Source organism: Pseudoalteromonas sp. 2CM39R, assembly GCF_023161845.1.
Genome location: NZ_JALNTM010000012.1, coordinates 215,489 through 228,957, shown reverse-complemented (window position 1 = coordinate 228,957; position 13,469 = coordinate 215,489). Strand labels below are relative to the sequence as shown.

The 13,469-nt window shown below is 41.5% G+C and carries 8 protein-coding genes; 5 read left to right on the top strand and 3 right to left on the bottom strand.

The window, feature by feature from the left end; genetic code table 11:
- Window positions 1–16 precede the first annotated feature (16 nt).
- The gene (mutS, locus tag MTF66_RS24770; protein ID WP_138623320.1) at window positions 17–2,602 is read right to left on the bottom strand and encodes a DNA mismatch repair protein MutS; all 2,586 of its coding nucleotides are present in this window, start codon (window positions 2,600–2,602) and stop codon (window positions 17–19) included.
- A gap of 21 nt (window positions 2,603–2,623) precedes the next feature.
- Here mutS and MTF66_RS24765 point away from each other — a divergent pair, with 21 nt between their 5' ends.
- Together MTF66_RS24765 and recA are read left to right on the top strand one after the other, a co-directional pair.
- A complete protein-coding gene (locus tag MTF66_RS24765) occupies window positions 2,624–3,112 on the top strand; it encodes a CinA family protein (RefSeq protein ID WP_138609349.1) in 489 nt (162 codons plus the stop codon).
- Window positions 3,113–3,180: 68 nt separating this feature from the next.
- Window positions 3,181–4,224 (top strand): recombinase RecA, encoded by a 1,044-nt coding sequence (gene recA, locus MTF66_RS24760; RefSeq protein ID WP_058155138.1) that lies wholly within the window; start codon window positions 3,181–3,183, stop codon window positions 4,222–4,224.
- Between the two features lie 108 nt (window positions 4,225–4,332).
- Here recA and MTF66_RS24755 read toward each other — a convergent pair whose 3' ends face one another.
- The gene (locus MTF66_RS24755; protein WP_248528998.1) at window positions 4,333–6,453 is read right to left on the bottom strand and encodes a TonB-dependent siderophore receptor; all 2,121 of its coding nucleotides are present in this window, start codon (window positions 6,451–6,453) and stop codon (window positions 4,333–4,335) included.
- A gap of 202 nt (window positions 6,454–6,655) precedes the next feature.
- Window positions 6,656–7,825, bottom strand: a complete 1,170-nt coding sequence (locus tag MTF66_RS24750; RefSeq protein ID WP_138570850.1) for a DcaP family trimeric outer membrane transporter — start codon at window positions 7,823–7,825, stop codon at window positions 6,656–6,658.
- Window positions 7,826–8,508: 683 nt separating this feature from the next.
- Between MTF66_RS24750 and acs the strand changes: the two genes are divergently transcribed.
- From acs to MTF66_RS24735, 3 genes are all read left to right on the top strand, one after another.
- On the top strand, window positions 8,509–10,449 hold the full coding sequence (gene acs / locus MTF66_RS24745; protein ID WP_248528996.1) for an acetate--CoA ligase: 1,941 nt from the start codon (window positions 8,509–8,511) through the stop codon (window positions 10,447–10,449).
- A 92-nt stretch (window positions 10,450–10,541) separates the two neighbouring features.
- Window positions 10,542–11,192, top strand: a complete 651-nt coding sequence (locus MTF66_RS24740) for a response regulator transcription factor (protein WP_008111545.1) — start codon at window positions 10,542–10,544, stop codon at window positions 11,190–11,192.
- A gap of 158 nt (window positions 11,193–11,350) precedes the next feature.
- Window positions 11,351–12,958, top strand: a complete 1,608-nt coding sequence (locus MTF66_RS24735; RefSeq protein WP_055013049.1) for an AbgT family transporter — start codon at window positions 11,351–11,353, stop codon at window positions 12,956–12,958.
- Window positions 12,959–13,469: the final 511 nt, after the last annotated feature.

The following is a 13,469-nucleotide window of genomic DNA, read 5'->3' as shown; positions in this document are numbered from 1 at the left end:
GTCGGGCTGTTTGCGTTTAAAGCAGTGCTTTTAATTTATAAAGCAGTTCATGCGCCTGACGCGGAGATAGGTTATCAGGGTCTATTGCGCTCATTTGTTGCTCAAGCTCATTAGGCTGAATTATTTGCGGTTCACTATCAAACGGTAAAACCTGTTGCTCTGTGGTGACTGTTGTGACACTTTGATGATTTTCAAGCAAGCTTAGCTTTTGTTTTGCTTGGGCAATAACCGCTTTAGGTACGCCAGCCAGAGCTGCCACTTGCAAACCAAAACTTTTACTTGCGGCACCATCTAATACCGTGTGCATAAAGGCAATGGTATCGTTGTGTTCAATGGCATCTAAGTGCACATTAACCAATCCAGGTGTTTGTTCTGCAAGCTCTGTGAGTTCAAAGTAATGGGTTGCGAACAGAGTTTTAGCTGCTATTTTTGAAGCAAGATGATCAGCTGTCGCGTATGCCAGTGATAAACCATCGTAAGTACTGGTTCCTCGGCCTATTTCATCCATTAATACTAATGATTGTGCGGTGGCATTATTTAAAATTGCCGCAGTTTCTGTCATTTCAACCATAAAAGTAGAGCGCCCAGATGCTAAGTCGTCACTGGCACCAATGCGGGTAAATATTCTATCGATATTACCAATTTTAGCGCTATCGGCAGGAACGTAACAGCCAATATGCGCCATGAGTACTATCAGTGCTGTTTGGCGCATGTAGGTAGATTTACCGCCCATGTTAGGGCCAGTAATTATCAGCATTTTACGTTGGCTATTGAGTTCTACAGGGTTGGCAATAAACGGGTCTTTCATTACTTGCTCAACCACAGGGTGGCGGCCTTGTTTGATGCTGATATTATCGTTATCGCAAAGCTCAGGCTTGGCATAATTTAGCGTTTGGGCACGCTCTGCTAAATTGTTAAGTACATCTAAATCGGCAATGACCGAGGCCATTATTTGTAGCTGCTCAATATGCGGCGCTATAAATTCAAATAACTGTTCGTATAGCTGCTTTTCAAGTGCCAGCGCTTTTGATTGGCTGCCGAGGACTTTATCTTCATGTTCTTTAAGTTCTGGAATTATATAACGTTCGTTATTTTTTAACGTTTGACGACGAATATAATCTGCAGGCACTAAGTGCGAGTTGGCGCGGCTCACCTCAATAAAAAAGCCATGCACTCTGTTATAACCAATTTTAAGTGTACTAATACCCGTGCGTTCACGTTCGCGCTGCTCTAGCTGTTCAAGCACATCGGTGGCACCTTGGCTTAAATTACGCCACTCATCAAGTTCGCTGTTATACCCTGGCGCAATAACACCGCCATCACGAATTAACACTGGTGGGTTATCAATCACTGCACGCTCAAGTAATGCTTGTAGCTCAGGAAGTTCTTTAGAATGCGTAATTATATGCGAAATACGCGCATCTGTGGCATCGTTTAATAAGCTATGCAGCGGCGCCAATGCTTGAAGCGCACTGCGAAGCCGTGTTAAATCACGTGGGCGAGCGGTATGTAATGCCAAGCGAGCAATTACACGTTCTATATCACCAATATCTCTGAGAGCGTCATGCAGCTCACTGCATAATTGCACATCTAAAATAGCACTAATGGCATTTAGACGAGAATTTAACTCGTCTTTATTACGAATAGGAGTATGAATACGGCGCTTAAGTAATCGTGAGCCCATAGCTGTGGCTGTTTTATCAAGCACTTGGGCAAGGGTATTTTCAAAGCCACCTGATAGATTAACGGTAAGCTCAAGGTTTTTGCGAGTTGGCGCATCTAAAATTACCGCGTGTTCATTATGCTCAAGGGTAATTGCACGAATGTGCGGTAATGCAATACGTTGGGTATCTTTTACGTATTGCATTAAACAGCCTGCCGCTACCAAGGCGCTATGCGCTTTGTCGACGCCAAAACCGACTAAATCTTTGGTGCCAAACTGCTCGCACAGTAAGTGTTGCGCGGTATCAAGATCAAACTCCCAATCAGGGCGACGACGCGCTCCCTTAATATGTTCAATTAAATGAGTGTTTTCAAAGTGTTCACTATATAGTAATTCAGCAGGCGCTAAGCGTTGTAGGGTTGAGCTAAATGCTTCATCGGTACTAACTTCAACAACATTGAAGCGCCCAGAGTTGATATCAAGATACGCAACACCGTATTGACCTTTTTTATTTTGCCAAACACTGGTTAGTAAGTTGTCTTGGCGCTCTTGTAGTAAGGCTTCGTCAGAAATAGTACCTGGGGTTACAATACGCACTACTTTGCGTTCAACAGGGCCTTTGCTGGTGGCAGGGTCACCCACTTGTTCACAAATAGCCACCGACTCGCCCATTTGTACTAAGCGGGCTAAGTAGTTTTCTACCGCATGATAAGGCACGCCCGCCATAGGAATAGGATCGCCCCCTGCTTTGCCACGGTGTGTTTGTGAAATATCAAGCAACTGCGCGGCGCGTTTTGCGTCATCAAAAAAGAGTTCGTAAAAATCCCCCATCCGATAAAACAATAAAATATCGCGATGCTCTGATTTTATTTTTAGATACTGCTGCATCATAGGGGTTTGTTGTTTTATAGTGTGCGGTGCATAAAGATCAAACGACATGTATTTACCCAAAGGCTGAATATGGAATTACATCAAGAGATTAAGACACTTGCTGCGCAATTAGGCGCTATTTTAACGGATAAACGCTTATGGATCACTACCGCTGAATCATGTACTGGTGGTGGAGTGAGTTATTCGCTTACCGATACCCCAGGAAGCTCTGCATATATTGATCGTGCATTTGTTACTTATAGCAATAACGCAAAGCATGAATTACTCAATGTGAAGCATGATACCCTCGAGCAATTTGGCGCAGTGAGCGAACAAACAGTTATTGAGATGGCAGCAGGTGCCTGCAAGGCAGCCAGTGCTGACATTGCCATTGCTATTTCAGGGATTGCAGGGCCCGGTGGCGCTACTGAGGACAAACCGGTAGGGCTAGTGTGGTTTGGGCTACAAATTAACGGTAAACACTGGACGTTTGAACAAGTATTTAATGGTGATAGGGCGCAAGTTAGGCTGCAAGCCATTGTATTTTCTTTAAAAACTATAATAGAGAAGATAAAATAATAAAATTAGCTTGATACTGTGATTTCATACAGTATACTTGTGTGCATTAGCTGGATTTGGAGAAGAAAATGAACGATAACAAACAAAAAGCGTTGGACGCAGCTTTATCACAAATTGAACGTCAATTTGGTAAAGGTTCAATCATGAAATTGGGTGACAATAAGGCGTTAAACATTGACGCTGTATCAACAGGCTCGCTAGGTATTGATATTGCTTTAGGCATAGGCGGCTTGCCAATGGGGCGTATTGTTGAAGTATATGGCCCAGAGTCATCAGGTAAAACAACGCTAACATTACAAGTTATCGCACAAGCTCAAAAAGAAGGTAAAACGTGTGCCTTTGTTGATGCTGAGCATGCTCTTGATCCAGTTTACGCACAAAAGTTAGGCGTTAATATTGATGAGTTACTGGTATCTCAACCAGATACGGGTGAACAAGCACTGGAAATTTGTGACATGTTAGTGCGCTCAAGCGCGGTTGATGTAGTGATTGTCGATTCTGTTGCTGCATTAACACCTAAAGCTGAGATTGAAGGCGACATGGGTGATTCACACATGGGTCTACAAGCACGTTTAATGTCACAAGCACTACGTAAGCTTACAGGTAACATTAAGCGCTCAAACACGCTATGTATTTTCATTAACCAAATCCGTATGAAAATTGGTGTAATGTTTGGTAATCCTGAAACAACAACTGGTGGTAATGCCCTGAAATTTTACGCCTCTGTACGTATTGATATTCGTCGTATTGGTTCAGTAAAAGAAGGTGATGAAGTTGTTGGTAATGAAACGCGTGTTAAAGTTGTGAAGAACAAAGTAGCACCGCCGTTCAAACAAGCTGAATTTATCATTATGTATGGCGAAGGTATTTCTAAGCAGGGTGAGCTGATTGATTTAGGTGTTAAGCACAAAATTGTTGAAAAAGCGGGTGCTTGGTACAGTTACAATGGCAACAAAGTTGGCCAAGGTAAGTCTAATTCGATTAAGTTCCTTAAAGAAAATCCTGAAATTGCAGATGAAATTGAAGGTAAATTACGAGAGATGCTATTGCTAAAAGCAACGGTTGAGCCAGAAGATGGCGAAGACGTATTAGGTGATGAAGGCGACCTTTAAGCCCATTTGTTTTAAAGCTTGATTTGACCCGAGCTTAAAAAAAGCGCTAACCATTAGGTTAGCGCTTTTTTATTGTTTGCTATAAAGTGACTTAAAGCCTAGTTAGCTTTATAGCTGCCAGTTAACTGACAATGAGTAGTTACGCGGTGCCCCGTAGTAACCTTGCTCCCAATAAAGGCTGTTTATGTACTTTTCATCAGTACTGTTATTAACATTAAAGGTAACACCGACGTTTTGAGTAATTTCGTAGGTGGCCATTAAATCTAATAAGCCATAAGCATCTTGTTTTGTAGTTGCCAATGCGTTGCCTGCTGGATCTTTCACTTGCACACGGCTAATAGAATCTTGCCAGCGGTAATTAGCACCTAAGGTTAAACCATCAATAAATGGCACTTGATAAGTGGCTGCCATTTTTAATTGGTTTTCTGGGGTGTAATCTTTAACGAGTTCATCACCATCAATACTTAAATTACTAAAGCTGATGCTGGCACTTAAATCATCAGTTAAGCGACCGCTTAATTCAATTTCGAAACCATCACTGTTAATACCATCTGCAGCGTAATAACGCGTATCGCTTGGAAGGGAGCCCGGAAGTGCAACAGCAAGTCCATCTTGCTTAGCATCAAAATAGGCCAGTGTTACAAATACTTGCTCATCTAAAAGTTGTGCTTTTAAACCAACTTCAGCACTTTTACCAATAACAGGAGCCAGTTGTTCAGCGTTAATGTCTAATTCTTTTTGCGGCACAAACGTCTCTGTGTAGCTAGCGTAAGCTGATAATGACTCGGTAAAATCGTACACAGTACCAATGTAAGGAATAACCTCTGAGTCATCGCGGGTTTGCACTACACTATAAGCAGTACCTTTAGTTTCCCAGTCGGTATAGCGTACGCCAGCCAAAATGCTTAATGGCTCTGCTAGTTTTATACGAGTTGAAACATAGGCCGATCTTTGTGTATTTCGTACATCACTGCCGTCAGGTTTATCAACCAGTGTTGCTTCTGGTGCTATCCCATCCCAAGTCGCTAAATCAGGCATCGCAGGGAAACCATTTCCTGTGCTGTAGTCATAAAGAGATTGGTCATTAAAGTCCATGTTTGCTTGGCTAATGCCGAATGATAAGTCGTGCTCTAAAGAAAATAGCTCAAACTTACCGCTGGCATATAAATCAAACAAATCTTGTGTGTCTTTGTAATCATAACGACTCGCATAGCCGGTTAAACCTAAACCAGTATCTTTATCTGGGGTACCATATACATAAAATAACTCAGAATTTTGTTCATTTTTTATATGGGCATAACGGGCTTTAGCAACCCAAGTCGCTGATAAGTTTTGCTCAAGTGTTACATAAATACGTTCAGCGCTATTATCCCAATACGACCAATCTGCAGCTGTACTAGTTGACTCATCATAATCAGTTGGTGAACCATCAGTGTAATAAAGCGGTAACGCGCCCCATAGAGGGCTATCGGCATCTTTTTGCTGGTTTACATAGTTAATGCTTAGTAATGTATCGTCAGTTAGCTTACCCTCATAGGCAAGGTAGGCAATGGTCTTATCGGTTTCGTAACGATCTAGGTACGACTCTTTATCTTGCTTAGTAAATACAGCACGAACAGCGTGTTCATCGTTAATCGGTGCGGAAACATCAATATCTACACGTTTGTTATTCCATGAACCATAAGAAGCCGATGCATTAGCTTGCGTTGTGTAGGTTGGCTTTTTTAGCACCATATTAATAGTCGCAGATGGGTTACCTGCACCGGTCATCATGCCATTGGCACCACGTACAATTTCAACGCGATCATAAATTGCAGTATCTAGTGTACCTTGAATTGAACCGGAATTTTGCGGTGTCCCTAAGCCATCAATTAAAAAGTTAGTTATTTCAAAACCACGCGCTTTAAAGTAAGTACGGTCAGTTTCTATTTGCTCTACTGTTACCCCAGGTGTGCTTTCTAATACTGCGTTAATATCATCAAGTGAAAAATCATCCATCAGCGCGCGTGAAACAACAGAAATTGACTGTGGGGTCTCTTTAATTGTTAGACCTAGCTTAGTCGCAGACTGTGCTTCTTCGGTGATATAGTTTTTATGATGTTGCCCATAAACGGCTATTTTTTCTAGAGGCAGGTTGTCTTGCGTGTCGTTTGCAACAGCATATCCAGATAAAACCAGTGAAGTAAGTAGACTCAGTTTAAATGCAGAGTTTTTATGTTTGTGCAGCATCTTGTTTCCCATAAGATTAAATTTGGTTGGTAATTTAATCTAAATGAGAGTGATTTGCAATTACGTTTGCGCGGTATTTTACACGTCTTTGACATTTTTTAAGTAAAGCGCATGGATTTGGTTAACTTGAGCTCTGGTTAAAAACAAAAAAAGCGGCCGAAGCCGCTCAGGAAGTAAATCAGTATTTTAATTGGTTAGGAAATTAAAACGCATACTTTACAGAAAATTGTAAACGATCTAGGTCGCCATCTACGCCACTTTCAAGCTCTCGTTCTGCATGTTTAAATTCCGCACCAAAGGTTAGACGTTTAACCGGTGAGTATAAAATATTTGCACTGTAGCTTTGGCTTGATTCTGTAGGATCGCCATACATTGCAAGTAGGTTTTCATCGTTATCAGCAGATAAGAACGAATATAGGAAAGTAGAGCGCCACTGGCTATTCCACTTATGTTGATATGCAATAAAACCTGATGTTGAATCAATCGCATCTAGGTCATCACCATTGAGAACCGCACCACGAGCTACGTTTAGACCAACATAACGACCTAGTCCTTTACCTTGCGTAAGCATAAATTTCAGATTGTCTTGACCAAACTTCACCATACCTGATGCACTAACACCAAATGAGGTTTCATCTGCATCAACACCGGCTACTTTGTAAGTTAGTTGACGAGCAAGAGCTGTTACTACAAAGTTACCCCAATCAGCATTGTGGGTATAGCGTGCTGTAAAGTCAGGTAATGAGGCGTCATCAGTCACTGCCATGCCACCACCGGCTGTAGTTATTGTGCTTTCTGGGTTCTCTAAAGAGAAAGACCATGCACCGGTGGTGTATTTAATTTGTGATTGACGAACAAACACAGTGCCTTCTGCAGGGCCAACAAAATCAAGCGCTTCTGGTAATGCACCGACGTTTTGAAAGTTTGACCACGTTTGACCAAATAACCATCCATCATATGAGATAAATGCATGGCGAATACGCGGCGAATATGAATTAGACACACGCTCGTTACCGCCTGGGGCAGAAGCTAAAAAGTCTAGCTCTATTTTAGTTTTAACCGTTTTACCGTTATCTAGTAAGGTAGCAGTTCCAAAATTGAAACGTGACTCACGAGCGTGCATATCAAATACAGCGTCTGAACTATCATCGCTACCGACTGTTAATGTACTTGGTACATAAAAGTCACGGCCAACACTGCTGCCTGCAGGAGCGCCTGCTGAGTAGTCACTCCACATTGCGTCGAGTTTAATGTATCCACCATAGGTGAATTCTGTATCACCTATTTTTGCAGCTGTAGCAGCATAAGCTGTGCTAGAAAGTGCACATAGTACAGCAGTCGCTGCCAGTGTTTTAATTGGAGTAAATTTCATTGTTGCGTCCTTTTATAGGCTACTTGTTGTATGTTGTTTGCTTATGATATGCATTAATGTGTGTTACTTATATAGTACTAACAGATTGAATTTAATTATCTTTAATTTAATTTGTTAATAAATACGAGTTATTAATAAACAATCAAGGTTTTTATATATTTAAGCTACTGTTGTATATGTACACAATTTACTCAATCAACTATTAGTCTATTAGACTAAGGTTTAATACTTATTGAAGGCTCATATACTTTTATTTAATAGTATGTTTTTTATATAAATAAGGTGTAGCCATGAGGATTATAGATAAGATATTGGGGTCTGTTGACCTTTGCGGATTAAAATTTGTTCAAACTAGGGGCGATTAAATCACGGCGCGAGGTTTGTAACCTAGTGGGCTAAGTAAAAACCGAGCAATAAAGAGTAAATCGCCCCTAGGCAGAACCCATCGGGCAGCGCCTGTTTGGCATTGATGCTGCGTTATCGCCTATTTATGGGGAATAACCACACCACATAGGCTCTGCCTTGCCTAAATACCAAACAGACTGCTGCAAAATTAACCTTGAAAGGTCAACAGACCCTAGTTATTTGAACTCAGATACAACTAATGTCTAATATTTAATAGTGCACTGCTGAGTAATCCTTGATGAAAAGCCTAAGGCAAGTAATATAAATTGGAGACTAATATGTCACAAAGTATCTATCCAGTTCCTGCGCAGATAAAAAACGCAGCGCTCGTCGATAATGAAAAATATAATACGATGTATAAACAGTCTATCGAAGACCCTGAAGGGTTTTGGGCTGAGCACGGTAAGCGTCTTGACTGGTTTACTCCATATTCAAAAGTAAAAAACACTTCATTTGACAAAGGCCACATCAATATTAAATGGTATGAAGATGGCTACTTGAATGCCTCTTATAACTGTATTGATCGTCACTTAAAAACAAAAGCGGATAAAGTAGCATTAATTTGGGAAGGTGATGATCCTTCACAAAGCGAAAATATTACCTACCAACAGCTACATGATGAAGTGGCAAAGTTTGCCAATGGTTTAAAAAAATTAGGTGTTAAAAAAGGTGACCGTGTAGCCATTTATATGCCAATGAGCCCGCAAGCTATATACGCAATGCAAGCTTGTGCCCGTATAGGTGCTATTCATTCAGTTATATTCGGTGGCTTTTCACCGTCAGCTATTGCGGATCGTATTAATGATTCGGGTGCTAAAGTGGTGATCACCTCAGATGAAGGCCGACGTGCAGGTAATTGTGTACCGCTAAAAGCCAATGTAGATGAAGCCGTATTACAAGATTCAGTCACCACCGTTGAGCATGTAGTGGTACATAAACTAACTTCAGGCGATGTTGATTGGCACGACCATGATATTTGGTGGCATGACTTAGTTGCAGACCAAGCGCCAGATTGCGAACCTGAACACATGAATGCTGAAGACCCGCTGTTTATTTTATACACCTCAGGTTCTACCGGTCAGCCCAAGGGGGTGGTACACACCACTGGTGGCTATTTAGTGTATTCATCTATGACCCACGAATACATTTTTGATTTAAAAGACGATGATATTTTTTGGTGTAGTGCTGATGTTGGCTGGATCACAGGTCACAGTTATATTGCTTATGGGCCGCTCGTTAATGGGTGTACGCAAGTCGTATTTGAAGGCGTGCCAACTTACCCAACTGCTGGTCGTATGGGTGAAGTGGTTGATAAACATAACGTGACAATTTTATACACAGCACCTACTGCCATTCGTGCATTGATGGCTAAAGGCGAAGAGCCGATTGCAAGCTCACATCGTGACAGCTTACGCATTTTAGGTTCTGTGGGGGAGCCGATCAATCCAGAAGCATGGACCTGGTACTATGAAAAAATTGGTAAGTCGAATTGTCCAATTGTAGATACTTGGTGGCAAACCGAAACCGGTGGCATCATGATTGCGCCATTACCAGGTGCAACCGATATGAAACCTGGCTCTGCAACACGTCCATTCTTTGGTATTGCACCTGCATTATTTGATGCTGAAGGTAATACATTGGAAGGTGCGGTTGATGGTAACCTTGTGATTTTAGATAGCTGGCCTTCACAAGCACGAACCGTTTATGGCGACCATGAGCGCTTTGAACAAACCTACTTTAGCGCTTATCCTGGTGTGTACTTTACTGGTGACGGTTGTCGTCGTGATGAAGGCGGTGATTATTGGATCACAGGACGCGTTGATGACGTACTTAATGTGTCTGGGCACCGTTTAGGTACTGCGGAAATTGAAAGTGCGTTAGTTGCTCATGAAGCTGTAGCTGAAGCGGCAGTAGTAGGCTACCCGCATGATATTAAAGGCCAAGGTATTTACGTTTACATAACTCCTAACGAGGGTGTAACGGTAAGTGATGAGCTAACAAAAGAGATCCGTAATTGGGTACGTAAAGAGCTAAGCCCAATAGCATCACCAGATATGATTCAGTGGTCTCCAGGTTTACCAAAAACACGTTCTGGCAAAATTATGCGTCGTATTTTACGTAAAATCGCGGCAAATGAGCACCAACAGCTTGGTGATACTTCAACACTTGCGGATCCGTCAGTGGTTGATGAGCTAGTAGAAAATCGATTAAATCGTTAATTTCGCGTTAAAAGCTTGATTAGAAGTTGATTCTAAACGTAGTATATCGGCTGTTGTCTATTGGATAGCAGCCGAATTTTTGGGAGTGAACAATGAGTCAGTTTTTAATAGCGGACGATCATCCGTTATTTCGTGAAGCACTAAAGGGCGCTTTGAGTGCAAAGTTTGCAGGTTTAGAAGTATTTGAATCAGCGGATTTTGATAGCACATTGCAGGTGTTAAGCGAACAAGAAGATCTTGATATATTACTACTAGATTTACACATGCCAGGTAACGGTGACTTATACGGCTTGATCCGTATACGTGAAGATTACCCAAGCCTACCTATTGCGGTAGTGTCGGGTAGTGAAGATGTAAATATTGTTTCGAAAGTTATGGGTTATGGGGCAATGGGGTTTATTCCTAAGTCATCATCATCTGACGATATTGCCAACGCAATTAACCAAATACTCGAAGGCGATACTTGGCTGCCAACCGAACTAAAAAGTAAAGTGGCTGAAATAGAAGGCGCAGATAGAGAAATTGCTGCACAAGTAGCATCACTTACTCCACAGCAATACCGTGTATTACAATATTTGCACGAAGGTTTACTGAATAAACAAATTGCGTACGAACTTCACATTTCAGAAGCCACAGTCAAAGCTCACATCACTGCCATATTTAGAAAACTCGGTGTTTATAATCGAACTCAAGCTGTTTTAATTGCTGCAAAACTACAACTAGAACCGATAGAGCAAGCTTAAGCAGACTAAATAAGAGGCGAGAGCCTCTTTTTTGTAACCCCATCACAATAAACCCATCACTTAATTACCATGACATAACAAGTCATTCATCTTTATTACATGACCTGCTCAGAAAATAATGCTAGGTTACGGGCATTTTGTAATTAAGAGAGCATGGTATGTCAGACTCAATGGACTCACCACACACATCCCAAGATGAAAATCAGGCCGCAAAGGGCGGTTGGTTTAATCGATTTTTAGCCACGGTAGAATTTTTAGGGAATATGCTTCCCCATCCAATTACCTTATTCGCGCTGTTTTGTATTGCCATTATTTTATTTAGTGGCGTTGCTGATTGGTTTGGACTTAGTGCTATCGATCCTCGCCCTGAGGGCTCTGCAGGGCGCGATCCAGATGGTGTAATTGAAGTAGTTAGCTTACTCAGTGCCGAGGGCTTACAGCGTATTGTAACGGGATTGGTAACTAACTTTACCAGCTTTGCCCCATTAGGTACGGTGTTAGTGGCGCTATTAGGTGTTAGTGTTGCTGAACATTCTGGGCTATTGTCTGCGGCAATGCGTGGCATGGTTATGGGTGCATCTAAACGCTTAGTTACCTTTATGGTGGTATTCGCTGCTATTTTATCAAACACAGCATCTGAGCTGGGTTATGTCGTATTGATTCCCCTAGCGGCAATGATATTTCATAGTTTAGGTCGTCATCCGCTTGCAGGCCTTGCTGCAGCGTTTGCTGGTGTATCGGGTGGCTATAGCGCTAACTTATTACTGGGTACTATCGATCCGTTATTAGCAGGTATTACGACGCCTGCAGCACAAATGATTGATCCAACTTACCAAGTAGGCGCTGAAGCAAACTGGTATTTTATGATGATTTCAGTATTGCTAATTGCTGTTTTAGGTACGCTTGTTACTGAGAAAATTGTTGAGCCACGTTTAGGTAAATATAACCCAGATGAAGCCAGTGAAGATTTAGCTCAAAATAATATTGCCGGTTTAACTGACAAAGAAAAATCAGGTTTAAAATGGGCTGGAGTTTCATTACTTGTTGTTTCGTTGTTGCTCGCTTGGACGATTGTTCCAGCAGACGGTATTTTACGTAACCCTGAAACAGGTCTAGTTGCACACTCTCCGTTTTTAAAAGGGATTGTTGTTTTTATTTTTGTCACCTTTGGTATTCCGGGTTTTGTGTATGGTCGCGTGGTTGGCACCATGAAAAATGATAAAGACGTGATCAATGCCATGAGCAAAAGTATGAGCTCTATGGGCATGTACATTGTATTGGTGTTTTTTGCTGCGCAGTTTGTGGCATTTTTTAAATGGACTAACTTAGGCACCATTTTAGCGATTAACGGTGCCGCGTTACTACAAGCTCTTAGCTTAACTGGGCCGGAAGTATTTGTACTGTTTATTTTGATGTGTGCTTTAGTTAACTTAACTCTAGGCTCATCGTCAGCGCAGTGGGCAGTAACGGCACCTATCTTTGTTCCTATGCTAATGCTTATAGGTTATGCACCCGAGACAATTCAAGCGGCTTATCGTATTGGTGATTCAGTAACTAACTTAATTACCCCGATGATGAGTTACTTTGGTTTAATCCTTGCGGTTGCCACTAAATACAAAAAAGACATGGGAATAGGTACTTTGGTAGCCACTATGTTGCCATACAGCTTAATCTTCTTTGTTGGCTGGGTGGTACTGTTTTACTTATGGGTATTTGTTTTAGGTATGCCAGTAGGCCCTGGGGCACCAACGTATTACACACCCTAGTTAAGTAAGGTTTATTATTTACTTATAAAAATGCCAGCTTATTAGCTGGCATTTTTAATAGCTATATAAAGCTAATTATGAAAATACGACGGTTTTATTGCCATTAATAAACAGCTAGAGTATTACTAAGTTGGTTTAATAACATGCCGCCTAAACATAGGCTTCTTTTGGAGCTAATAATACAACTTTGGTTTTTTCTTCGCCGTGCAGTACCACTTTTGCAATCCTTCGCAAAGTTATAATAAAAAATCGCTGCGGGATTAGCCTGTGAGTTCTGCTCTCATAAAAAGCGTTGTGCATCTTTATCAACAAGGCCTAATAATATCTAAATTATGCTGATTACAGAGTTTGGTAATTTTGGCTAAGCCTATATCGTCTGCGTATTAGTTGGTTAGTGTATTACTTATTTTCCTCATTTCCCTCCCTGTCTTTACTGCGCTTGTAGGGGGGGAATCACATTTATATCAAAGTGTAGAGAGGGGGATTTTAGTTTGGAAAGATGCCACCTAGT